At 57.6% G+C, this 23,351-nt stretch carries 18 protein-coding genes; 6 read left to right on the forward strand and 12 right to left on the reverse strand.

Annotated features, from left to right (window positions below):
- Nucleotides 1-10 precede the first annotated feature (10 nt).
- The 6 genes from FHX15_RS14215 to FHX15_RS14240 are packed head-to-tail and all read right to left on the reverse strand — an operon-like array spanning nt 11 to nt 5,542.
- Nucleotides 11-1,228 carry a DegT/DnrJ/EryC1/StrS family aminotransferase gene (locus FHX15_RS14215; protein ID WP_184398051.1) on the reverse strand — a complete coding sequence of 406 codons (1,218 nt, stop codon included), beginning with the start codon at nt 1,226-1,228 and terminating at the stop codon, nt 11-13.
- Entirely contained in the window at nt 1,225-2,196 is a 972-nt protein-coding gene (locus tag FHX15_RS14220) for an NAD-dependent epimerase/dehydratase family protein (RefSeq protein ID WP_184398053.1), read from the reverse strand. The genes FHX15_RS14215 and FHX15_RS14220 overlap by 4 nt, the downstream gene beginning before the upstream one ends.
- On the reverse strand, nt 2,193-2,912 hold the full coding sequence (locus tag FHX15_RS14225) for a DapH/DapD/GlmU-related protein (protein WP_184398055.1): 720 nt from the start codon (nt 2,910-2,912) through the stop codon (nt 2,193-2,195). The genes FHX15_RS14220 and FHX15_RS14225 overlap by 4 nt, the downstream gene beginning before the upstream one ends.
- The gene (locus tag FHX15_RS14230; RefSeq protein ID WP_184398057.1) at nt 2,902-4,005 is read right to left on the reverse strand and encodes a DegT/DnrJ/EryC1/StrS aminotransferase family protein; all 1,104 of its coding nucleotides are present in this window, start codon (nt 4,003-4,005) and stop codon (nt 2,902-2,904) included. The genes FHX15_RS14225 and FHX15_RS14230 overlap by 11 nt, the downstream gene beginning before the upstream one ends.
- The gene (locus FHX15_RS14235) at nt 4,002-5,039 is read right to left on the reverse strand and encodes a Gfo/Idh/MocA family protein (protein ID WP_184398059.1); all 1,038 of its coding nucleotides are present in this window, start codon (nt 5,037-5,039) and stop codon (nt 4,002-4,004) included. The genes FHX15_RS14230 and FHX15_RS14235 overlap by 4 nt, the downstream gene beginning before the upstream one ends.
- Nucleotides 5,036-5,542 (reverse strand): acyltransferase, encoded by a 507-nt coding sequence (locus tag FHX15_RS14240; protein WP_184398622.1) that lies wholly within the window; start codon nt 5,540-5,542, stop codon nt 5,036-5,038. Before FHX15_RS14240 ends, FHX15_RS14235 begins: the two co-directional genes overlap by 4 nt.
- A 555-nt stretch (nt 5,543-6,097) precedes the next feature.
- Here FHX15_RS14240 and FHX15_RS14245 point away from each other — a divergent pair.
- Complete coding sequence (locus FHX15_RS14245) at nt 6,098-6,919, forward strand: response regulator transcription factor (protein WP_184398061.1); 822 nt, start codon at nt 6,098-6,100, stop codon at nt 6,917-6,919.
- Nucleotides 6,920-7,212: 293 nt separating this feature from the next.
- On the opposite strand, the gene FHX15_RS14250 is transcribed toward FHX15_RS14245, so the two are convergent.
- The 4 genes from FHX15_RS14250 to FHX15_RS14265 are packed head-to-tail and all read right to left on the reverse strand — an operon-like array spanning nt 7,213 to nt 12,506.
- Nucleotides 7,213-9,045: a glycosyltransferase gene (locus FHX15_RS14250; RefSeq protein WP_184398063.1), complete on the reverse strand. Its 1,833-nt coding sequence runs from the start codon at nt 9,043-9,045 to the stop codon at nt 7,213-7,215.
- 4 nt (nt 9,046-9,049) lie between these two features.
- Nucleotides 9,050-10,093, reverse strand: coding sequence for a UDP-glucuronic acid decarboxylase family protein (locus tag FHX15_RS14255; RefSeq protein ID WP_184398065.1), 1,044 nt, complete (start codon nt 10,091-10,093; stop codon nt 9,050-9,052).
- Between the two features lie 44 nt (nt 10,094-10,137).
- On the reverse strand, nt 10,138-11,634 hold the full coding sequence (locus tag FHX15_RS14260; RefSeq protein WP_184398068.1) for a sugar transferase: 1,497 nt from the start codon (nt 11,632-11,634) through the stop codon (nt 10,138-10,140).
- A gap of 14 nt (nt 11,635-11,648) precedes the next feature.
- Nucleotides 11,649-12,506, reverse strand: a complete 858-nt coding sequence (locus FHX15_RS14265) for a WecB/TagA/CpsF family glycosyltransferase (protein ID WP_184398069.1) — start codon at nt 12,504-12,506, stop codon at nt 11,649-11,651.
- A gap of 293 nt (nt 12,507-12,799) precedes the next feature.
- Between FHX15_RS14265 and FHX15_RS14270 the strand changes: the two genes are divergently transcribed.
- Nucleotides 12,800-13,711 carry a phytanoyl-CoA dioxygenase gene (locus tag FHX15_RS14270; protein WP_184398071.1) on the forward strand — a complete coding sequence of 304 codons (912 nt, stop codon included), beginning with the start codon at nt 12,800-12,802 and terminating at the stop codon, nt 13,709-13,711.
- A 110-nt stretch (nt 13,712-13,821) separates the two neighbouring features.
- Here FHX15_RS14270 and FHX15_RS14275 read toward each other — a convergent pair whose 3' ends face one another.
- Nucleotides 13,822-15,945: a nitrous oxide reductase family maturation protein NosD gene (locus FHX15_RS14275; protein ID WP_184398073.1), complete on the reverse strand. Its 2,124-nt coding sequence runs from the start codon at nt 15,943-15,945 to the stop codon at nt 13,822-13,824.
- Nucleotides 15,942-17,258 carry an O-antigen ligase family protein gene (locus FHX15_RS14280; RefSeq protein WP_184398075.1) on the reverse strand — a complete coding sequence of 439 codons (1,317 nt, stop codon included), beginning with the start codon at nt 17,256-17,258 and terminating at the stop codon, nt 15,942-15,944. Before FHX15_RS14280 ends, FHX15_RS14275 begins: the two co-directional genes overlap by 4 nt.
- A 639-nt stretch (nt 17,259-17,897) precedes the next feature.
- Here FHX15_RS14280 and FHX15_RS14285 point away from each other — a divergent pair.
- From FHX15_RS14285 to FHX15_RS14300, 4 genes are read left to right on the forward strand one after another with little or no spacing between them, the layout of a single operon-like run.
- Nucleotides 17,898-18,848, forward strand: coding sequence for a glycosyltransferase (locus FHX15_RS14285; protein WP_184398077.1), 951 nt, complete (start codon nt 17,898-17,900; stop codon nt 18,846-18,848).
- Nucleotides 18,845-19,945: a glycosyltransferase family 4 protein gene (locus tag FHX15_RS14290; protein WP_184398079.1), complete on the forward strand. Its 1,101-nt coding sequence runs from the start codon at nt 18,845-18,847 to the stop codon at nt 19,943-19,945. Before FHX15_RS14285 ends, FHX15_RS14290 begins: the two co-directional genes overlap by 4 nt.
- Nucleotides 19,939-21,069, forward strand: a complete 1,131-nt coding sequence (locus FHX15_RS14295) for a glycosyltransferase family 4 protein (protein WP_184398081.1) — start codon at nt 19,939-19,941, stop codon at nt 21,067-21,069. Before FHX15_RS14290 ends, FHX15_RS14295 begins: the two co-directional genes overlap by 7 nt.
- Complete coding sequence (locus tag FHX15_RS14300; protein ID WP_184398083.1) at nt 21,066-23,276, forward strand: GumC family protein; 2,211 nt, start codon at nt 21,066-21,068, stop codon at nt 23,274-23,276. Before FHX15_RS14295 ends, FHX15_RS14300 begins: the two co-directional genes overlap by 4 nt.
- Nucleotides 23,277-23,351 lie beyond the last annotated feature (75 nt).

Here is a 23,351-nt window from a genome sequence, read left to right on the forward strand (position 1 = left end):
AGGTAACCCTTCAGGCAGGCACGACGTCCTTTTCGGGGTGGCGGATAACGCGCCCGATGCTGGCGTCCGCAAGTGTCGGGCGCAAGGCCTCGCAGACCCTGATGATGTCGAGCTCCGTCATTTGGGCATAAAGTGGCAGAATGACCGTCTGCTGCTGCGCCGATACGCTTCGCGTCAGGCTGGTGGCGACGCGATGGCTGCCTTTATCGACATAGGCGCCTTCCAGATGAATGTTCATCACACCGCGCCGCGTCGATATCCCCTGATCGAGCAGCGCCTGCATGACTGCCCGCTGGTCGATTTCGTCAGACAATCGCACGCAGAAACTCTGCCAGTTGCTGCGCGCCCAACGGGGCTCGGCTGGAATCGACAGGCCCGGGATGGTGGACAGGCGCTCGCAATATTGCGAGGCAAATCTCCGTCGCTGTGCAATCAGCTCCGGCAGGCGCCGCAACTGTACCCGTCCGACCGCGGCTTGAAGATCAGTCATACGGTAGTTGAAGCCGAGTTCGTCATAGTCCTCGAAGATCACCTGCTTTGAGCCATGGCGGACTGCGTCGGTGACGCTCATGCCATGCTGGCGCCACAGCCGAAATTTCCGGTCATATTCCGGGTTCGCCGTCGTCAGCATACCGCCATCACCCGTGGTGACGACCTTTCGGGGATGGAAGGAGAAACAGGCAATATCGCCATGCGGCTTGCCGATCTTTTCCCAACACCCTTCCCACAGGATTTCGCTTCCCGATGCACAGGCCGCATCCTCGATAACCGGTAACGAATGGCGCTTGCCGATCTCCACAATCGAACGGAGATTGCAAGGCATGCCGAGCTGATGCACGCACAGGATTGCCTTGGTGCGCGGCGTGATTGCCGCTTCGATCAAGCTGGGGTCGATATTGTAACCGTCAGGTTCGATGTCGACGAAGACCGGCACCGCACCGCAATATCGAACAGCGTTTGCGGTGGCGATGAACGAATGGCTGACCGTGATGACCTCGTCACCCGAACCTACGTCGACCGCCATCAAGGCGAGATGGAGCGCCGTTGTGCAGTTGGAAACCGCGCAAGCATGCACGGTGCCGACGAAAGCCGCGAATTCCTTTTCAAAAGCGGCGACTTCCGGCCCCTGCGTCACCCATCCTGACAGAATGACGCGGCGCGCGGCTTCAGCCTCTTCCTCTCCGAGGACGGGCTTGGCGACAGGAATTGTGGATTGAGGTGAGCTCATGCGGCCGCCCCTCCCGCTGTGGTCTGCTGCTGCCACCAGGCGACGAGATCGCGAAGCCCCTCCTCCATGGATATTTCCGCCTTGAACCCGAGGAGCCGTTCGGCCTTACTGATATCGGCCAGACGACGGGTTACGCCATTGACGGTCCGGGCCTCTTTGTGTTCTGGCTTGAGTGAAACGCCCATGACGCGGCTCAGCATCTGAGCAAGTTCCAGGAGGCTTATTTCCCTGCCGCTCGCGACATTGAAGACTTCGTCCGTGACGTCGCTCTTTGCCGCGAGAATGTTTGCCCGGGCGATGTCGCGTGCATCGACGAAGTCCATCGTCTGGCTGCCGTCCCCATAGATGAGGGGCGGCATTCCTGCCGCGAGCCGCTCCATCCAGCGGATCAGGACTTCCGTATAGGCGCCGTAAACGTCCATTCGTGGCCCGTAGACGTTGAAATAGCGCAACGCCACGTAACGCAGGCCATACATCTCCGCGAAGCTGCGCAGCAGCCCCTCGTTGAACGTCTTGGCTGCTCCGTAGATCGTCCGGTTATTATAGGGATGATGCTGCTCGGTCGTCGGGAAATTCTCGGCCAAACCCAGCACGGAAGCCGAAGAGGCAGCGACAACCTTGGACACGCCTGCCTTCACTGCAGCTTCAAGGACATTGAAAGTGCCCTCGGCCAGCACATCGAAAGCGAGCCGTGGGTCTTCCGCGCATTGCGTAATGCGGATCGCTGCCTGGTGAAAAACGATGTCGACGCCTTCGAAGGTTTTGGCAAGAAGTGCCCTATCGCGGATATCGCCCTCGATGATGTTAACGCACCCGCTTGATATTGCTGTGCTGAGATTGTCCCGGCGTCCACGGACGAAATTGTCGAGAACGATGATCTCACGTGGTTTTTCCAACGCGACGAGATCGGCAATATGCGATCCGATCAGGCCGGCCCCACCGGTTATGAGCACCCGTTGATTTCTCACGATCTTCCTCCACGCGATATATCCAGCACCGGATCGGTTTCCGTGCGCCAGCGTATGAACTTCGCCGGCACCCCAGCGACGACTGAAAATGGCTCGACATCGGAGACGACGACTGCCCCGGCGCCAACGATCGCCCCCTTCCCGATGCTGACACCGGGAAGAATTGTCGCATTCGTACCGATATCTGCCCATGCGCCGATGCGGACCGGCTTGATTTCGAGATCGGTACGAATGATGGGAACGTCCACGGGCAGTGCCGTATGGGTCGAGCCAAGCACCTTGGCGCCGGGCCCCCAGCCGACGGAATCCTCAATCACCAGGTCTCGTGCATCGAAATAGGCCATCGGGCCAATCCAGACATTGTCCCCGATCACGCAAGTGCCGTCGAAGCGCCCCTGGATATAGGCCTGGGCGCCGATAAACACGCCATGGCCGATTTCGAATGTTTCTGGATGCTTGAAACCGGCACCGCCTGCGACCTGCAACCCTGCACCGCAACGACGCACCACGGCTTGCCAGATGGCTTTTCGCATCAGGCTGTCGACAACACCGTCGCCGCTCGCAAAGCGGCCATATAGATCAATGAGCCCGGCGCGCCCGTAGGATTGCTTGAGTTCTTCGGCCAACCCAGCCTGGTAGGCAGGATCCGCAGGCCTTTCATGGCGGCCGTGGATCGCCTGGACGACCCTAGCCTCCCCTACCCGACTAGCTGACATAGGCGTACTCCAGCGCTGCGGCCACCTGATCGACGTGCCATGCGGGCATCTCGGGATAGATCGGCAGCGAGAGAACCTCCCCGGCTGCGGCTTCCGAAACCGGAAAGTCGCCGGCTTGGTGACCAAGGTCGGCATGGGCCTTCTGCAGATGGACGGGGATCGGATAATGCAGTCCGGACTGAATGCCTTCTGCAGTGAGCACGCGCTGAAGCCCATCGCGGTCGCGGCTTCTGATGGCATAGACGTGATAGACGTGGCGCCGCTCAGCGGCCTCGACAGGCGTCCTCAGATGGCCGGATCCGGCTAGCAGCGAGGTGTAGCGCCGGCCATGGGTCCGACGTGCTTCAGTCCAGCCTTCGAGATGCCGGAGCTTGATGCGCAGGATCGCGCCTTGGATGGCATCCATGCGGTAGTTGAAGCCCTTCAGCAGATGATGATAGCGCTGCTCCTGACCCCAGTCGCGCAGCATACGCATCGTCTTGGCCTGATCGTCGTTGTTCGTCACGACGATACCTCCCTCGCCGCAAGCACCGAGGTTTTTCCCCGGATAGAAGCTGAAGCAGCCTGATGTGCCAATACTGCCGGCACGCGCCCCCTTATAGCGGGCTCCATGCGCCTGGCAGGCATCCTCGATGACCGGTATGCGGTAATGGTCGGCGACCGCCTTTACTGCATCCATATCAGCCATCTGGCCGTAGATGTGAACAGGAATAATGGCCTTGGTCCGGGGCGTAATTTTTGCCTCGATCTGAGCCGCATCCATTGTAAGGGTCACCGGCTCGACATCAACGAAGACCGGTCTTGCGCCTGTATAGCAGATCGCCGACACCGTCGCGACGAAGGTGAATGGCACGGTGATGACTTCATCGCCAGGGCCGACGCCGGCTGCAAGCAGGGACAGATGCAGGGCGCTCGTCCCCGTATTGACGGCTATCGCATGCTTGACGTCACAATAATCTGCAAACTCCTGCTCGAGACGGGCCACTTCCTCGCCCAATATGTATTGCCCCGAGGCGAGAACACTGAGCACCGCGCCATCGATTTCACCCTTGATGGATTGATAGTGTGCTTTGAGGTCTAGAAAGGGGATCATGCGATGCGCCTTGCCTCTTCGAGTTCGACGATACGACCGCGCTGGGCGAGCGACCGGCTTGCGGCTTCAAGAATGCGAACGACGCGCAGGCCGGCGAGACCGTCTGTAACGGGGCGTGAATTTTGCTCGATGCAGTCAACGAACTGATCCAGTTCACGCTTCAATGCCTCGGTCATATCGAGCTTGGGCGCCCACATGTCGCCGCTGCGGTAGCCTACCAGCATCTGATGCACCTTCTCGCCATAAGCCTGAGAATTGGGGTTCATCGTGATGCCTTTGTCGTAGACTTTGATCTTTTCGCTGGGCTCCAGATCGTCATAAACGATCATCTTATTGCTGCCGCCGATCAGCGTGCGGCGCACTTTGACGGGTGCCAGCCAATTGACATGGATATGCGCGATGAGCTTGCTCTCGAAGAAGAGCGTCAGATAGGCAATGTTCTCCGGCTCGCCGAGGACATGGCTCATTCCGGTCGCCGAAACGGCCACCGGCCTTTCCTGCAGGACATGGTCCAGGATGGACAGGTCGTGCACCGCAAGGTCCCAAATGACGCTCACATCATGCTGAAAGAGCCCGAGATTGACCCGAACCGAGTCGTAGTAATACATGTCGCCCAAGCCGCTTTCGACCAGTTCGCGCATCTTGCGGACGGCGCCGGTGTGGACGAAGGTATGATCCACAGCCAGGACGAGGCGTCGACGCGCAGCCTCTTCGACCATCCGCGAAGCCTCATCTGCGGTCGACGCCATCGGTTTTTCGACGAAGACGTGCTTTCCGGCCATCATGGCCTGCATGGCGAGCTTGAAATGGGTAAAGACCGGTGTTGCGATGGCGATGGCATCCACCCTCGGATCGCGCAGGACTTCCTCGAAATTATCGGTGATCGTTATTCCCGGATACCGGCTTTTAACGGCCGCCAGCCGCTCGATATTCAGATCACAAACTGAAACGAGCTGCGCACCGGCTGCTTCCGATATATTACGAACCAGGTTCGGACCCCAATACCCATATCCAACAACGGCGATACCGATCATCGCATTCCTCCCAACGCTTGCATGTTCACTGACCGGTCATGAACGCGACCGGTAATCCTTGCCGGAACACCGGCGACGATGGCGCCGTCCGGCACGTCTTTCGTTACGACGGCCCCGGCGCCGACCTGCGCGGCCTCTCCGATCGTTATGCCGGGTAGAATAGTCGCATTGCTGCCGATCGACGCGTGGCGCTTGACCAGCGTGGGGATGACAATCCAATCCGCCTCCGTCTGCAGGCTGCCATCCGCATTGACGGCGCGCGGGTACGTGTCATTGGTGAACATGACCCCGTGGCCAATGAAAACGCCGTCCTCCAGCGTCACGCCTTCGCAGATGAAGGAATGACTGGAGATTTTGCAGTCATCTCCAACAACGACGTTTTTCTGGATTTCAACGAAAGTGCCGATGCGCGTTCTCGCGCCAATCGAGCAGCCATAGAGATTCACAAGATCTCGATGATGGATGATGCAGCTATCATCCAGCTTTACGTTTGATGCAATCATACGCATGCACCCCTTACTCTTCACGCAAACCTAATCTCTAGATGAAACCGTCAATCAGGTGATCGCGCCCAATATTTCATTTCGAGAAGAAACTATTTCTTTCATTTCAAGAAGAATTGTTTTCGTCTTCGGAGTAAAGAAACAAAACGTCTAAGCTTACTCTCCTAAAGGCGTATCTACCTATGAGGATGTAAGCCGAAGTTCATAGCCAACGATCGACCTTGGTGGTGGAAGACGCGGCGGCCTCATCCCGATCATACGCCGGACGTACACACTATTTCATGCGTTTAGCGGCCTCGTCCGTAAACAACGAGCAACGCAATCAACCAATCCGCGAATGGACTACTATCGCATAAGTTTATACCAAGAATTATGCGCTATTTACATCTTACGTTGGAGCTAATCTGCTCTCTTAACCTATATTAGCTAGTTTAAGATAAAAGAAACTATGATATTTGATTCGTACTTTAGTGCTGCCAAACCCTCATATCTGAAGGGCTTGAGTGTTCGGTTGTTGTTGGGGCGTAGAGAAACTCGGCTGGGGAGGATGAAGCAGTGAATTCACCGCTTATACCAAATTTAGACCTTAGACAGGAAAGTGTGGCACTTCCACTTAAAATAGAAAATACTTCGACGGCGTCGGTTCTGTCGTCGAAGCCAAAGCACTCTCTCGTGATCCTCGACAATCGTGAACTTGACAGGCAATGCCTTGCGCAATGCATGGCGGCCTACAGGACGGATTTGCTCATCCTGGCTTTCGAAACGATTGAAGAGTGGAAGCAGAAACGCAATGAGTACCCACCGCTTTCCGCCATCCTTTTGAATATTGGCGGCAAAAAAATCGACGAACCTTCAGTTTCGGCACAAATCAGGAGCCTTTCTTCCGAATTCGGGGCGATACCCGTCATCGTGCTGGCTGACAGCGACGATTTCACTCAAATCGTAAGAGCGCTGGAATATGGGGCCAAAGGCTACATACCTGCCTCGGTCAGCGTCAGCGTCTGCATGGAACTGATCGCGCTGTCGGTCGCGGGGGGCGTTTTTGTGCCTGCAAGCACCCTGTTTGCCATGCGTCACTTGCTGGAGTCCAGCAATTCGACGGCGCGCCCCCTGGCCGGCATATTCACGGATCGTCAGGCCGAGGTCGTAGAGGCACTCCGGCGTGGAAAGGCAAACAAGATCATTGCCTATGAGCTCAATCTGCGAGAAAGCACTGTCAAAGTACACGTTCGCAACATCATGAAAAAGGTTAAAGCAACGAACAGAACAGAGGTCGTATTTAAGATCAACGATCTCTTCGAAAGTATTACTTCTCGAGAAACAAGCAGAGACAGGATAGATACTGTCGGGCGCCCGCCCGCCGCGTCACATCATTAATGCCATATTGGCCTAATCTATCCTCGGTGGCTGCAAGGAATTGCACCACCGAGGTCAGAATTTGGCGCCGGGGCATCCGACCCCGACGTGATCCGTTCAGCTTGAGAAGGCCGCCATATGCACCTTCTCCGGTTCTGCCCGATGCGCAGGTATCAAACATTGATACCCTCAGATTCTCCAGCTCCCGTAGCTCGAGCCGGACGTGGACACGGGGCGCGGCCGTCCCCGAGATTGGCGAGCGCTGAACTCGTCCTTACCGACTCTCAGTGAAAGGCACCAAGCAATCGCCGGGCTCATGAAGGACGTCTGGACAGCAGCGCCGTTCTGATCCTGCGTAGCGGGTCTCTCCGCGAACGGGGGACCAGACCCTTTGCAAGATGCCAAAAATACTGAAACTCCGGCAGCGGGGGCACGTTCGGCCGCAGCCGGTTCAAACCCACTGCGACGATCAGGTCATCGACGCCTGAGTACAGCCGTTGGCGCCATCCGATATCAAGCTTGACATGTCGAGGAGCTAGACGCTCATCCGATCCGCCTTGATCGAGGAGATCATGACGAAGAAGGTTCGCAATATCCGGCTGCTGACAGCGATCAAGAATATTGGCGAAGCATGCAAGCCATTCCGGATCGCTTTGTCTCGGAAGCTGGTGAATGCTCTTTCGGCCCGTGCCGGAGCGCTCCGAGACCAGCCGATTGCCTTGCCGACCAGCCAGAGCAAGGACGAGATGCGTGCGCCTGAGTTCGTCATGGGACAGGGCCGGATAAAAATCTTGCAATCTTCGCGCTTGCGCAAGCCGGCCTTTACAGACCAAGGCGAGAAGGAAATACGCCCATTCGACCGGATCCGGATCGGCCGCCCCATAGTCGATCATCGTCACCTTGACCAAGTTCATCAAAAGCTCGTAGGCGCGGTCGGCTTTACCCTCATGCAACGCACAAAGGGCAAGACGCAATTTGGCTTCGGGAAGGTAGGACACATAATCCAGGCAGCGCGCGTAGCAGTCCTTGGCGTCCTCCACTTTGCCCTGCTCGAGAAGCAGATCACCCTGCTTCAATAGCGCGCGATCGGTGGCCCCCGCGGCAACGCGAATGCTCCCTTGCTGGGAAATGCGCTCAACCGTTACAAGGTCGCCGAAAGGCTCGGGCTGAATGATTTTTTCGTCGGATCGCAGGCCTTTGTTCAGTGTAAACCACTGATATATTTGCGGCCTATGCTTCAGCGTATGACGAGAGTGGACCAAACTGTAGCCGGCCGCCGAAATACGGCTTATTTCGGCCGGGTGAGCAAAAAGGTATTCCAGTCGTTCAACCACGTCGTGGTGGTCGGTGAAGACACAATTTTCCATGTCGGCAAAGCCGGCTGCCTGCAGTGCTGCCGTCCGTTCTGTCACGAGACAGGAGTTCGCCGCAGGGATCTCGAAATGTTTTCGTACGACCTCGCCGGCCATGGTTCCACATGTGGGAACGACGAGGCTCGCGTTGAGCGCGCGAGCATAAGCCTCTCCTGACAGCAGCTGGGAGGCAAGCTTGCTCTCATAGGTATGTTGCGGCGAAACCAGGCAGGGATATCGATCGCGGATGATTGGAAAGATCTTCTGCCGCCAAGGGTAAAGGCCGTTGACCTGACCTGTGAGCGTGACCGGTATGACCTTCTGCTGATGATAGTCCTGATAGACTTCCGAATCGATGAAGTTCGGCCAGACAAACAGATTATCCTTTACCTCCGCCATATATTCCGGAGCCAGAGTCGCAATCGAGAAATATGTCTCGATTCCCCATTGCTCCATATCGGAAAGGAAGCCGCTGCGCCGGTCGCACCATGGATCGGCGTTATGAAGACCAAGCTTCGGAATGGCGCTGTGAGCACTGGTATTTGTGATTCTTATCCGCCGTGAACCGTGTGACCGGTAGCCGCTTTCAAACAACGTCAAATCCGGTTCGTACCTTTCGCACATCTCTGCATAGTCGCAGTCGCGGTTTACGACGACGACATCAAAATGTGTGCTGAGGCATTTGACCTGCTGCTGCATGTGCAGCAGCAGGTAACCGGCTGCGTTCGCGTTGGGCTGATGATCCCATTGAAAGAAAACGAGCCTGGGTTTGTGATGATTGCCGATGCTATTCATGTCCCTATCGTGTGGCTTCCGAAACAGGAAGGCCGACCGCCGATACGGCCAGATGCGCATAAGCCGGTTGACGAGATCTGACGCCAGGCATGTTTCGCGATCCGCCAGAGAGCTTCCACTCGAAGTAAGCGATCGTTCTCTCGAGCCCTTCACGCAGGCTCACCGTCGGCTGCCAGCCGAGTTCCTGCTTTGCGCGGCTGATGTCCGGCTTGCGTTGCGTTGGGTCGTCGATTGGCAGGGGCTTGAAGACGATGTCGGACTTCGACCCCGTCATTTCGACCACCATTTCGGCCAGTTCCCGAACCTGGAATTCGCCCGGATTGCCGAGATTGATGGGGCCCGTAACGCTGGCCGGCGCGCCCATCAGACGGATGAAGCCTTCGATCAGATCGTCGACATAGCAGAACGAACGTGTTTGCGTGCCACTTCCAAAGATGGTGATTGGCTCGTTTCGAAGCGCCTGGACGATGAAGTTGGATACGACCCGGCCATCATTAGTCTGCATGCGCGGCCCGTAGGTATTGAAGATCCGCGCTACTCGGATCTCCACGCCATATTGCCGGTGGTAGTCGAAGAACAGCGTTTCAGCGCAGCGCTTGCCTTCGTCATAACATGCCCGCGGGCCTATAGGATTGACGCTGCCTCGATACTCCTCGGGCTGAGGGTGCACTGCCGGATCGCCATAAACTTCGCTCGTGGAGGCTTGGAAGATCTTTGCCTTGGTGCGTTTGGCGAGGCCGAGCATATTGATGGCCCCATGCACATTGGTCTTGACCGTTTGAACCGGATCGACCTGATAGTGGACCGGCGATGCCGGACAGGCGAGATTATAAATCTCGTCGACCTCCACATAAAGCGGGAAGGTGATGTCGTGGCGAAGAATCTCGAAGCGTGGGTCGTCGAGAAGATGCAGCACGTTGTCTCGCGAGCCGGTGTAGTAATTGTCGACTGCGAGAACATCATTGCCTTCTCGCAAGAGTCTTTCGCACAGGAACGATCCGAGAAACCCGGTACCGCCGGTTACCATAATTCGCTTTTGTCCGTGCATTGGTGTGCTCCGTTGTTGATGGTTGCCTCGCAAAACGAGGATGGTCAGTAAGCTCCCCTGCGTCTGAAGACTGCAGGGATTGTGCTGAGAAGAATCTGGCAGTCGAACCACAGGGACCGGTTGTCGATGTAGAACTCGTCGAGTTGCTGCTGCAGCTCGATATCCGCATTGCTTCGTTCGGATATCTGCCAAAGGCCCGTGAGCCCCGGCGTTACGGAACGGCGCTTGTCTCGAAACTCCCCGTCCATCGCCAGAAGGTGATACTCCGGAAACGGACGCGGTCCGACGATCGCCATCTCGCCCGCGATGATGTTCGCCAATTGCGGGAGCTCGTCGAAGCTCGAAGAGCGCAAGAGATGTCCAATAACCGGAAGAACGCGGGGATCGTTCTTGAGCTTGAAGTGGGCCAACCACTCGGCCCGCATAGCGGGGTTTTCCCGGAACAATGCTTCGAGGCGCGCTTCCGCATCTTGGTACATCGTCCTCAATTTCAGGACGTGCACCGGTTTGCCGGACAGGCCTTCCCTGGCATGACGGAAGAAGACAGGACCTGGATCGATGGCGTAGATCGCCGCGGCAGCGATCGCAATGAAGGGTGCAACCACGATGGTTGCAGGAATGGCGATCGCGAGATCGAGAATGCGGCGAACGAGGTCCGAATTGACCGAACGTCCACCGCTGGTGAGACGAACACCGATCTCTCCGCCGACATCGGCAGGTCGCAACCCGCTTATCTTGAGGCTCGGCGTATCGGAGAGAAGTATGACTTCGGAGAAGTTTCGACGCATCGCCGCCAGATCGGCAACAAGCGAGCCGGCGTCGCCGGCAATCAGGGCAATGGATGGCCCACGATCGGACAACACTTCCGGCGCATCGGCGGAAAGGGGTTCCGGCCTGATGCCATATTGCCAGTGGTTCTTGAAATGCGCTGTGAGCGCGGGGACGAGATTGCGGCCGCCTATAATCACTGCCCGCTCTCCCCAAATTCCAAGTCTCCAGCACAGGCCTCGTGCAAACCAGTGCACGATGGGCTGAACAATCAGCCCGAGGCCGAGGAAACCGGTGACAGCGAGCAGTAGCTGTTCCCCGTCCGAAAGGAGGATTACTCCGATTGCCGCGAGGACGGCCACCTTGAAGGCGGCTATCGTGCGGCGACGCAGATGCTCGTGGTCATGGAGTCGATAGCCAGGATAGAGCCCGGCCGATGTATAAAGAACGATCGTCGCCAATGCGGCAAAGGCGAAGACGCGCTCGGCAACCGCATCCTGCGAACCGTTTGGAAGAAAGGAAAGGAGAGCAAAATAGGCGATCAGATAACCTGCAATGTCGCCTGCAACCAGGAATGACGATGTTACCAGCCGGGGAGACCGGCGCCTTAGCTCTGCCGGCATATTGAACGCCAACGGCATTGAGGGATCTGCGGTCCGGGTAGCTGTTACAGGTGGAACAGATCCTGCCGGCGCCACCCGCGAGGCGGTGTCATTGGCGGCGGCAATCTTTGACGGACCCGGTGTCATTGCTGACGGCGCAAGTAAGGACATGATGGCTTACTCCTCTACGGCCTTTGTCCCGACGCACCCGATCCGGAAACAGTGTCTTCGATCGGGAACTCTCGAAGCCCCAGCCTCTGGACGGCAGTTAGTGAGATGAAAGTCGGCACGACGAGCGCATAGCGCCGCCAGAGCCGTCGCGGCTCGCATAGGAGACGAAACGCCCATTCAAAGCCGCTTCTTTGAATGAACCTTGGAGCCTGCCGCTTGAGGCCGGCGTGAAAGTCGAAGGCCGCTCCGACTCCAATCAGAACAGAAGCGTTCAGACGCTCGCGCATACGCGCCATCCAGAGTTCCTGCTTGGGACTGCTCAGTCCGACCCAGATGATATCCGCCCCTGATCGATTGATCCGCTCAGCAATATCCGTTTCCTCCTGCGGCGAGAGTTCGCAAAAAGGCGGCGCATAAGAGCCGACTATCCGCGCGTCCGGGAATTTTGCGACAAGTCGAGCCTGCAGTTGCTCCAGCGTCTGGACCGTTGCGCCATAGAGGAAGTGACGCAAGCCTTTGGATCTGCCGGCCTCGAAAACAGATAGCATCAGATCCGGCCCGTAGACCCTGTCGCTCTCCACGTGGCCAGCATGCCTCAACGCCCATACCAGCGGCATGCCGTCGGGGGTTACGAGGAATGCGCGGTTATGGATCGACCGAAGCTCGGGATCTTTTTGACACCGCACGACACCGTGCGCGTCACGCACACACACATATTCTTTCTTGCCGTCTTCAATCGCCTTTTCAATAAGTCCGGTCGCGCTTTTGAGATTGACTGCCGAAACTCGAACACCAAGGACATTCGTCCATTCCAGGGAGCCCTTTGGATCAAAGACTGAAGTCTGGTCTCTGGTTACTATTGAATTTCTCATGATCTACGCTTTTGCAAACTGAAACTGTCGCTAGAATATGCTAGCAAACCGCGCGCCTCCATACTTTCACCTCCAGCTATTGGACGTAGAAAGACTTCACATTTCTGCGCTCATTATCGAAATGAACTACAATATTTGAAGTACGGCAGTAGCCACGGGGTAGGCGACATTGCTCTTTTTGATAAGCGTTACCCCGAAAAGAGCGGTTTGACCTTCACGAAGCCGCGGAAGACAGTCCCTTTAGCGCAACCAAAGCTGGGGAGGTTGGAGCGCGACTAAACCGGAGAGAGACAATGGTGAATTCAACTGGAGTGAATTCAGCAGGTGGATTACAGGTCCCGGCCAGCCGGCCTTCAAATGTACCCGGCACTATCAACCAGCTGCAGAAGGATTTGAACTCTGACGGCTATATCATCATCAAGGATGTGCTGACGCCTGAGCACGTGGAGAGTTTACGGCGAGTTGCCAAACACTATCTGCGATCCGGCGGCACGTATCTATACGGCGGAAAATTCCAGCTTCATGCCATGTATGTCGCAGAGGAAGTCGCAAAATTTCTGACTTCCGACACGGTGCTCAATCGCCTCAAGGAAATTACGCGACCACTCGACGTCGTTCTTACGGGCGAATGCGACCTGATGATCAACACGACGTCGTCGTGGCATCATGACGTCCCTCATCATCGGCGCTGCACCGATGGAAGTATTTTCTCTGACGAGAGTTTCAGGGTCTACAAGATTGCATTCTATCTGCAGGACCAAGGCGAGAACTCGGATGCCACCTTGAAAGTGCGGCCAAGATCCCATCTCAAAGGCCTCGTCCAGAGCCTGCCGCCGAAGGGGCTTGCAATACGGGCGGGCGATGCGATCATCTTCGACGTGCGTATCGAACATGCCGGCCAGATGCCGACACTGGTTGACCGGAGCCTGCGCAAATTCTTCGAGCGGGTCGGGCCACTGCTCCGCCTCGACGTTCAGAAGGCATTTACCTCGGCCAGATCAATCATTCGCCGGCTCAGCAGAACGCCTGACCGTGTCGCGGTTTTCATGACCTTCGGCCCGTCGGATGCAGAGACCTACTCCTATGCCGAGGAAGGCCGTCATCGCCATCCCGGCGTTCGAGGCGCGCTTAGCGCTGATGTACTGAGGCAGCTCGCGGCCAACAACATTGTCCCGCCCATTATCGGGATGCCCCTATCGCACTGAACCGCGGGCCACGGTATTCGAGGATCAGGAACGAGCGCATCGTCACCCGTTGCCGTGTGACGGTGCGAACCACAGATCATGCGGCTCCGTTGCCGGTCATCTCGGGGCTATCAATCATTGGAGCGGGTGAAAACGCTGTCCGTGTCCGCACCGGCTTTCTGGAGATCGGCCAGGCTGCCAAAATCACCCCACCGCATGATCGCCGGATCGATCCGAAAGCTCTTGTTGCCCAGATTGCCACTGTAGCGGTTGCGCGCGAACTGCACGGATCCAGTCCCGTGACTAGGCGCGTAGACGAAGGCTGCTACTGCCTTGCTGTCATCAATCGAGACGATATTGTCCTCGATCCGGTTCGGGACGGCCCACGGCGGATGCCATCCCCAACCGGTGCCGTCGTCCACGCGGAAGGCCGCACCCGAGCCGTTCGAGATGGTGTTTCCTGTCACCAGGTTATTCCAGCCGCCGTTGATGCCGATCGCACAGACGTTGCCGGAAAGAGTGTTTCCTTCGATGCGCACACCACTCGCCTTACCGTCAGTATATATCGCCCAGCTGATTGGGGACGGCCATTCATTGATATTCTCGTATCCGGGAGGCCAGAAAGTGCCGTCGGCCCTGTTCATCAGATGTCCTGTGCCGGTGATGAGGTTGTCGCGGATGGTGCTGTTCAGGAGGTCGGCTTGCTCGCCCATGATCTTGATGGCGCCGCCGTCGGCTGTCTGCTGATTGGCGTTGCGCACGACATTATGTTCGATGGTCGCGTCGTGAACGGCGTCCTGGGCACCCCAAAGGGAGCCGCCGGCGATCCCGAATTGTGCGCTATTTTCGATCAGGTTGTTGCCGATCCGCATACCCTCGCCTGCCTGAAACCATATGCCTGCCGTCTCGAAATAGACCTTTCCGGTGTCATGGATATGGTTGGCTAGAATTTTGACCCCGTTCGACTTACCAAAACTGCCATAGGTGGTTCCGACATAGACGCCATTGCCGGCGATATCTCCGATCACGTTGCCGGCAATCACAACATCGCTGCTCTCAGTCACATGAATGCCGACGCCGACGTTTTCGATGATATTGCCGAGCAGCCTGACACCATTGGCATGTTCGAGCCGTATGGCGCCGAATCCTCTCGTGTCGGTATAGAACTTGCCACTGCCTGCAGGCGCTCCGTCACGAAACTGGAGCCCTGACACGATCATGTCGCTAGCACCCTCCAGTCGGAAGAATGTCGGCAGCACACCCGCCACAACGGTGGAATTAGGTGGTAACCCCTCGGCCGGGATATAGTCGAGTTGGCCTGCTGCATCATTGTAGCTCCATTCTCCGGGCGCATCGAGAAAAGCCGCTCCCGTCAGAAAATAACGGCTACCTTCTGCGGTGAAGAAATAGCTGGTGCCCTTGGTTTGAACGGTCCGTGTCGAAGCATCGATCGAAACGATCGGCAACGTATCACTGCCCCATTGGCTTCCAGGCTTGAAGCCACCGACGATGTTGACGACGAGCCCTGATGCGCTTTCAACCGCCGGGACGTCGCCAGCGCGATAGCAAAAGCGCGTATTTCCTTCCCATTGGTCAATCGCCGGGTGGCATGTGGCGGCAAATAGCCATCCCTTACGAGGATCTCCATCAGGAGGCGCGTTTGGAAAGCGGGCGAGGGTCTGTCGAACGCCGTTGACGAAGAGATCACCGACGGCCTCGTCCGGTGACAAGCGCAGTGGCGCCGTCCAGCGTGCGCCAGTCCGTGACGCCCAGCTCTTTACAAGCCGACCGCCGTGCAAGACAGGTGTCTGGTTGCATCTCGCTGCAATGACCAGGCCTTTGTCTCTGGCATCGAAGACAACGGGGCGGGCGAGATAGTAATCTCCACCCTCCATCGCAATCATGCTCTGACCGCCTGCTTCCCGCGCAGCGTCGCGTGCCCGCTCGATACTGGCAAAAGGCCCGTCTGTGGTATTTGGATCCGGATGACGGCCGCTCCAGGTGTCTTTGCCGGCAGGCGACACATAGAATATCGCGCGTTCCGCGGCCGTGCCGGCCACAGCATCGGCAGGAAGAATTCCCTTAACTTCGTCCGATAAGAGGTCTGGGGCGGCCTCGGCGCAGGTCGCTGCCTGGATTGCCTTGTGCATGATGTCGGGCGCATCCGCATCCGAACTCGCTGGCGCAGCATTGCCCAGGCGCGGTGAGAGGACTGCAAGCAGTAGGCAACACGACAGTGACAAACGAGGTTTCATAGGATCGAAGCATCCGGCGCTGTCATGACCATCCGCCACCCTTGGTCGGCCTCAACCGAAACGACGGGCACATGCAGCGAGAACATGATGATAGCTGTGCTGAACAGAATGAAAATGGCATCATTCTGCACCCAAAAAATGCTCTCGGTCAGGTTCATCACCAAGACCATCACGGTGAAGACATTGAGCCAGAGCCAGCCATATTGCGGATCTCGACATTGAAGAATCGCTCCCTGTTGTACTGCGCGCAAAAGCAGCAGGACGAAGAAGATCGTGCCGATGATGCCGAAATTGAGCATCGAGTCGCGGTAGCCATTGTGGGCGTGCGGCGCCATCCATAGGATTTCCGACCAGATGGACCAGGCTCCGGGGTTTGCTTCCGTCCAAAATGCCTGATAGCCGAAGCCGAACATCAAGTGGCTGGCAATCTGGCGGTCGACCAGCTCCCACAACGGCACGCGGCCCGTCAAAGTCGCGTCCTTTCCGAGCGCTTCGAGGAACGGAACCAGGAACTCGTGAAGCGAGATCAGAAGGCCAGCCGCCAGCTGAATGAACAGCAGGATGAGGACGATGCGGCCGATGCCGCTGCTTTTCTGCAGGGCCGAATAGAATGCGATCAGGCAAAATGCCGAGGCTGCCGCAATCGTCGCAGTCATCGATCCAGAAGCAACAAGACAAATCCCGCTCGCCGCCAGCAGAACAAATGCGGTTCGCCGCAAACCGAGAGTGCCGTCGATTAGCACGATGGTCGAAGCCAGGATCATAATACTAGAATACCAGCCGAGGCTGTTCTTGTTGATAAAGATGCCTCTCATCTCGCTGTCCATGGGCATGCGGGCAAGATGAGGCGCCACCGCGAACATCGCCAGGCTCAGCACGATACAGGTTCCCAAAGTCGCGAAGACCAGGAAAAGCAGCTGTCTTGGTGTGAAGCGCATTGCCAGGACGTAGGCAAGAAGCACGGTAAAGAAGAGGCCAACAGCGCGCCGCAAGCTCAGCGATGGGCTGATCGACCATAAGATGGACAAAAACGGGAGCGCGATCATCAGGGGGAGCAGTAGATTGCGTCTCAGCGCCGTGAGGAAGAGCGACAAATTCCTTGTCAGGATCAGAATTGTAAATGCATAGACGGGTAAGCTTACAAGGCGCAGCAGCGACTTGGAGTGATCGCTCAACCCTCCGTCCGGATCCGATAATAAAAGCGGAAAAAGCGCGCCCGTCTGCAGGAACAGGCATATGCCGGCTCCCCAGCATTCTATGCTTCGCCAGGTGACAGCCGGCCCGCTTGTAATTCTAGGACCGTATAAGCTCATTGTCGGTCCTTATCGAGTTGGTCAAAGGAGCGGCTGCGATCGCGTCAGTCTGCAAAGACTTCTATCTCCTCTCGCAGCTACGCCGTGACACTCAAGAACAACCATCCAAACATCCGCGCAGTCAACTCGCGCAAATGATGGCGCGGCTACGTCTAATGCAGCCACCCACCACCCAAAGACGTGGTCGTGCTTAAGCGGGCTACTTGAGCCTACCCCAAAGGATGGGCCCTAAGCCTACGGGATCGCCCATATTAGCAGATGTTACCCATCACCATTCGCCGGTAGCTTGCAAAGGTGCCGACAGCAAAGCACTCCACATTGCGCCGCGGTTTCTCGCGAATCGAGCGGTCCGACGGAGTTGCTGTCTGCAAGCGATGCTTGGAAAATTTGGGATTGCTATGGTTTCGCGTTATGATCCTAGTTCGGCATGCTCCACGACGAGAGCTTCACCGGTCGCGGCGGCGTCAAAGCCTGCCTCATCGTTTCTACCCAAAAACCGGATCGGGCGCGTCAGCGTTCCTGATCTAGCCATCGGCGAGGCTCCAGGTACTGGGGGCGATGGCGAGGCCACCTTCTCGGACGATATCACGACCATGCTGCCGCACCGCCTCGCCGTGCCGCAAGCCGCGTGAGGGCGTCATGAAGCAATCAGGCATCAGCGTTCTCATCAACAATTACAACTATGGCCGCTTCGTCGGACGCGCGATTGACAGCGTCCTGAACCAGGATCTCCCCGACGTAGAGATTGTCGTCGTCGATGATGGATCGAGCGACGAGTCCCGCTCCGTACTGGAGGCCTATGACAATAGGGTGAAGGTCCTGTTCCAGGAGAATGCGGGACAGGCAGCCGCGATCAATGCCGCGGTAAAGCTCAGCAGTGGCGGTATCCTATGTTTTCTCGACGCAGACGATTGGTGGGCTCCGGGCAAACTGTCGGCGACGCGCGCTGCCTTCGAGTCAGACCCCGCGGTTTCGCTTGTCTATCACCGACTTCAGCCGGTTTCGATCGATGGCTCGCCAACTCTCAAGCCGATCCCCCGGACGCTCTGTTCTGGAGACCTCTCGATGCGACTGACCAGATCGGCCGGCTGGTGGCCTTTCCCGTTGACGTCAGCCATCTCCGTTCGGCGCAGCGCGTGGGAAGCTGCCGGGCCTATCCCGGACCAGTTCCGTATTTCGGCCGATGCCTGGCTGACGTCGATCTATCCGTTTCTCGGTGACGTTGCTTCCTTGCCGGATTCATACGGCTTCTACCGGATCCACAACAACAACTGGTATCGGCCAGTCGATGATGCCGCGATGCTGCGTCGGAGAATGGCGCATTGGCAGCGCACTGTCGAAGCGACAAACAGGTTTCTGGCAATCCACGACATACCGGCACGGCTAAGCCTGACGGATCATTACCCCTATTGGGTGGCTTCAGCGGGACTGGCCGGCGCTGATGCGCGTACCCGCATCAAGCTTGCGATCGAGGGGCTGCTTTTTGCCGGCGAACCAAACGTGCTGCGACGCACACGCGACGCGTTACGTTCAGTGCGCAATCTTCCCCGCTTCGGCCGCGACGTCCGCTTATCGGAGGCAGCGAAATGAAAGCGCTGTTGCTTGTTTCCGAATTGGAAGACTACACGATCGCCTTTGCGAGCGGCGCTGCGCGGCATCTTGACGTCGTCCTCGGCGTCCCGCGTCGACGCTACGCGCATCTTGCGTCCTGGTTCGATCCGGCCGTGGATTTGCACCTCATGGACTGGCCGCGGCACCGCTCACTCGCCAATCCCTGGTTCCTGCACCAGTTGACCCAGCTCATCCGGCGTGAAAAGCCGAATCTTATTCATCTTCTCAGTAATAGTACGCTGTGGCTGAACTTTGCCGCTCCGTTCTGGCGGCCGATCCCGCTCATCACCACCGTCCATGACGTCGATGTACATCCGGGAGATTCCGATACCCGTACCCTGCCCGCCTGGGCGCCGGAATTGATGGCAAGACAATCCGGACATCTCGTCGTCCACGGTGAAGGGCTGAAGCGGATGGCTCTTGAGCGTTACTCGAAATCTCCCGACTGCGTCCATGTCCTGTCACACCCCGCCATACAGCGTTACGCGCAACTCGCCCGGCAGCAGAATCTGGCACGGCGCCAGGCCGATGGAACTCTGCGCGTCCTGCTCTTCGGACGGATCTTTGCTTATAAGGGCCTGGAACATCTGATCCGCGCCGAAGCGATGCTCAAGGATGTGATTCCGAACCTGTGCATTACGGTCGCCGGCCGTGGCGACAACCCCTGGATGTTCCAGGCACTGATGGGGGACGTCGGTCGCTATGATATCCGCAACCGCTATATCGAGGATGCTGAGGTTGCGCAGCTTTTCCTCGATACCGATATTGTTGTGCTTCCCTATACGGAAGCCTCTCAAAGCGGGGTACTCAATCTCGCCGCTGCCTTCGGCAAACCTGTCATCGTGACCGACGTCGGTGAATTGCGCACGACAGTGCAGCCGAATGGGCTTGGAATGGTGGTCTCTCCCGGAGATGCGGAGGACCTCGCAGAAGCTATCCGCACATTGGCAGAGAACGGCGAACTCAGAAACAATCTCGGCGCCAATGCGCTTGCCTGGGCCAGGGGACCGAATTCCCCCGAGCAGGTGGGAGCCCAGGCTGCGGCCGTCTATCGCGAGGTCGTCCAATCATGCTGATGAAGTCACCGGCAGAAAGAGCTCAAATGGCAAGTGTACGCCACTATGTCCCGGGCGGCTGCGAAAACGGCGGCGGAATCGGCAGGCTGGTCGGTTATATAACCAGCTCTGCAAGGCAAGCCGGCGCAACGCATTTCATCACCGACACCAGAGGGCCTCGATGGTCCGTGGCGATGTCGTTACTACACCTGCTTGGCGCCATCCTGACGATGGCTGGGGATCGGGTTCTTGCTCCCGCACGTATTCACCATATCCATGTCGCAGGCCGCGGCAGCACGTCACGAAAGCTGATCCTGACGGAGGTCGCCCGTGTGCTCGGCTGCTCTCACATATTGCACTTGCACGACTATGATTACGCCAGCGATTTTGCTGCCCGCTCCCCACGCCAGCAAGCGCTCATCCGCCGGATGTTTCAAAATGCAGATTGCGTATTGGCACTTGGCCGACGTGATCACGTGACGCTGACGACGCTTCTCGGCGTAGACAGTCACCGCGCCGTCATCATTCATAATTGCGTCCCGGATCCCGGCGCACCGCGCAGGCTTGCTGCTGGCCAAACGCCACTTATTGTCTTTCTCGGTCGTTTAAGCGAGCGCAAGGGCGTGCCAGAGCTATTGCTGGCGCTCAGTCATCCGACGATGAGAGGGCTGCAATGGCGAGCCGTGCTGGCCGGTGATGGACCGGTTGAAGACTACCGTCGCCAAGCTGCTGAGATGGGACTGTCGGATCGGGTGGAGATGCCAGGTTGGCTTGGGGGCGACGAGATTAAAGACTTGTGCGCCCGCGCCGATATTCTCGTTCTGCCCTCGCATGCCGAAGGCCTGGCGATGGCCGTCATTGAAGGATTAGCCCACGGCCTTGCCGTCGTTACCACGCGGGTTGGAGCCCATGAGGAGGTCATCTGCGACGGCAAAACGGGTGTCTTCGTCCCTGTCGGGGACCAGGATGCTCTGGCTGCGGCCCTGGCGAAATTGGTCACGGACCCCGAACTGCGAGCCCAGCTCTCCGTCAAAGGCCGTCTCCACTACATCAACCAATTCAGCATGGAAGCATACATGCGATCGATCGAAAAACTTTACGAGGCGATCTCCACGCAACCTCAAGCAAGGGTTAGCGCATCATGACGATCTCAACTTTTCCGCCAGATCGGAATGTCCCTATGAGAACGATGCACTATGAACCCCGGTTTCAGGCAGATACGAGATCGGATGAATTCGATCTGGCATCTGGTTTGCGCCTGCTGCGCCGCCGGATTGTGATGATCATATGCCTGGTGGCGTTGATGATGACGGTTGCCACGGTGATGATCCTGGGAATGCAGCCGAGCTATCATGCGGAGTCGCGGCTTATGATCCACGCGCCGCTGGCAAAGTCGGTGAGCAGCGACGACAGCGGCAATGACCCCTTGAATGTCGCATCGGAAGCGGAGCGGCTGCGGTCCAGGAGCGTGGCGGAACGCGTCATTCGCGATCTGCAGCTCGATGAGCGGTCGGAATTCAATCCGGAACTGCGTCAACCGTCTCTCATCGCCGAGATCAAGGCGAGTCTGCGGCAGTTGATTGACAGTGGCAATCCGCCCGTGCGGCCACAGGACAGGCTGGAGCCGGTTATCGAGGAATATTACAAGGCGCTCCAGGTGATCCGGGACGGCCCGGGCGGTGTTATTCGGATCGGATTCGACACTTACGACCCTGAATTGGCGGCCGCCGTGCCCAATCGCCTGATCGAGATTTACCTCAAAGAGCGGGAAGGAAGCGCTCGTCATCGTCTCGACGCCGCAGAAGGATGGCTTCGACAGCGCATTGCGGAGCAACAGGGTCGCACCGATGCGGCGCGCAATGCCGCCGACGAATATCAGAAAGCCATGGGCATCGTCCCGAATGATGATGCTCAAAGCGAACAGATCAAATCCATCATGGAATTGAGCGACCGGCAGGCAAAAATCGAACAGGACCGCGTCGATATAAAAGCAATGATCGCCACCCTGGAGGCGGCCGACGACGCCTCGCTCGCCACGAAGAATGACTCCATTCCAGATAGTATCAACGCGATGGAACTTGACCTTCGGGCACAGCAGCAGGATCTCGATCGTCTTCTCGACATATATGGTAGCGACGCCCAGCCAGTCGTCGACCTGCGTGCAAAGATTGTCAAATCGCGAGCCGAGCTCGGCACTGCCGTCGATCGCTATGTTCAATCGCTGCGCGCCAAGCTTGCTGCGCTTGATCGTGAAGACGGCACGGTCCGATCCGCCCTGGCGACCGCCTACAGTCTGCGCTCTCGCTCCACGCTTGATAAAATCGAGTTGGCGCGACTGGAGCGCGTCGCCGACAGGGAACAGACGGCCCTTGATAAGCTGGAGGAACAGCGCCGGGTATTTGCAGCGCAAGCCATGCTGCCCGGGGCGGAAGTCGAAGTTCTGTCCCCGGCTGCGGTACCGCTGATGCCACAAGGAAGAGGCCGGCTTTTCTATCTGATCGGTGCTCTCGTGGCTTCGGCCTCGATCGCCGCAACGGCCGCATTCGCGATCGAGATGATGGACAAGTCTGTCCGCAGCTTCGACCAGCTGGTCGGCATGGGACGTTTCATACCTGCTGGTTTCATACCGCGCCTGAAACGGGCAACCCGGCGAAATCCGTCGGTCCTCTTCAGACACATTCAAGGCGGCATGTTTGACGAAGCAATCCGCACCCTCATGATTTCACTCAAACAGACCAATGGCGGGAAGCTCCCGGCCAGCATTGTCGTCACGTCCGCCCATAGCGGCGAAGGCAAATCGCTTGTCGCCGGATCTCTGGCCATCGAACTGGCAGCCAACGGAACCCCGGTGCTGCTCGTCGATTGCGACCTTCGGCGCGGAAGACTCGAATCGCTGTTCAAGTCGGGACTCAAGCGCGGACTGAACGACTTCATGAGCGGACAGGCGGAAATCCGCGACATCATCTATCGTCACCCAAGCGGTATCGACTTCATTCCCGCCGGCAAGCCCAGCAACGTCAGGCAGACGCGTCTGGCCGATCTTGCGCAGCTCATCGAAATGGCCCAGGCAAATGGCCAGGTTGTGATCTTCGACAGTGCGCCCGTGCTAGCCTCCACCGATACGATGCATCTGACGGCGATCGTCGAGAGGACGCTCATGGTCGTCAGATGGGCAAAAACCAGCCACCGCGCCGTCGACTTTTGCCTTCAGAAGCTAAGGGCTTCTTCGCGCAACCCGGAGATTTCCATAGCGATAAACGGTGTAAAGCCACGAAAGCACGCCCTTTATACATTCGGCGATTCCGAATTGTACTCGAGATCGTTGATAAAATACTACAACACCCCGATTTGAGCGCGAACGAACACCAGACGGCCGGAGGAATTTGTTGGCATTCGCGCCTTTCCTACACAACCAGCATCCAAAGAT

This window comes from Rhizobium sp. BK650 (genome assembly GCF_014195325.1).
Taxonomy (GTDB): Bacteria; Pseudomonadota; Alphaproteobacteria; order Rhizobiales; family Rhizobiaceae; genus Rhizobium.

Coding starts and splice junctions, on each gene's coding strand:
- FHX15_RS14280 (WP_184398075.1), bottom strand. CDS start 17,258: ATGAGCTTATACGGTCCTAGAATTACAAGCGGGCCGGCTGTCACCTGG.
- FHX15_RS14290 (WP_184398079.1), top strand. CDS start 18,845: ATGAAAGCGCTGTTGCTTGTTTCCGAATTGGAAGACTACACGATCGCC.
- FHX15_RS14255 (WP_184398065.1), bottom strand. CDS start 10,093: ATGCACGGACAAAAGCGAATTATGGTAACCGGCGGTACCGGGTTTCTC.
- FHX15_RS14300 (WP_184398083.1), top strand. CDS start 21,066: ATGACGATCTCAACTTTTCCGCCAGATCGGAATGTCCCTATGAGAACG.
- FHX15_RS14225 (WP_184398055.1), bottom strand. CDS start 2,912: ATGTCAGCTAGTCGGGTAGGGGAGGCTAGGGTCGTCCAGGCGATCCAC.
- FHX15_RS14250 (WP_184398063.1), bottom strand. CDS start 9,045: ATGAATAGCATCGGCAATCATCACAAACCCAGGCTCGTTTTCTTTCAA.
- FHX15_RS14215 (WP_184398051.1), bottom strand. CDS start 1,228: ATGAGCTCACCTCAATCCACAATTCCTGTCGCCAAGCCCGTCCTCGGA.
- FHX15_RS14260 (WP_184398068.1), bottom strand. CDS start 11,634: ATGTCCTTACTTGCGCCGTCAGCAATGACACCGGGTCCGTCAAAGATT.
- FHX15_RS14265 (WP_184398069.1), bottom strand. CDS start 12,506: ATGAGAAATTCAATAGTAACCAGAGACCAGACTTCAGTCTTTGATCCA.
- FHX15_RS14270 (WP_184398071.1), top strand. CDS start 12,800: ATGGTGAATTCAACTGGAGTGAATTCAGCAGGTGGATTACAGGTCCCG.
- FHX15_RS14275 (WP_184398073.1), bottom strand. CDS start 15,945: ATGAAACCTCGTTTGTCACTGTCGTGTTGCCTACTGCTTGCAGTCCTC.
- FHX15_RS14295 (WP_184398081.1), top strand. CDS start 19,939: ATGCTGATGAAGTCACCGGCAGAAAGAGCTCAAATGGCAAGTGTACGC.
- FHX15_RS14285 (WP_184398077.1), top strand. CDS start 17,898: ATGAAGCAATCAGGCATCAGCGTTCTCATCAACAATTACAACTATGGC.
- FHX15_RS14240 (WP_184398622.1), bottom strand. CDS start 5,542: ATGATTGCATCAAACGTAAAGCTGGATGATAGCTGCATCATCCATCAT.
- FHX15_RS14235 (WP_184398059.1), bottom strand. CDS start 5,039: ATGATCGGTATCGCCGTTGTTGGATATGGGTATTGGGGTCCGAACCTG.
- FHX15_RS14230 (WP_184398057.1), bottom strand. CDS start 4,005: ATGATCCCCTTTCTAGACCTCAAAGCACACTATCAATCCATCAAGGGT.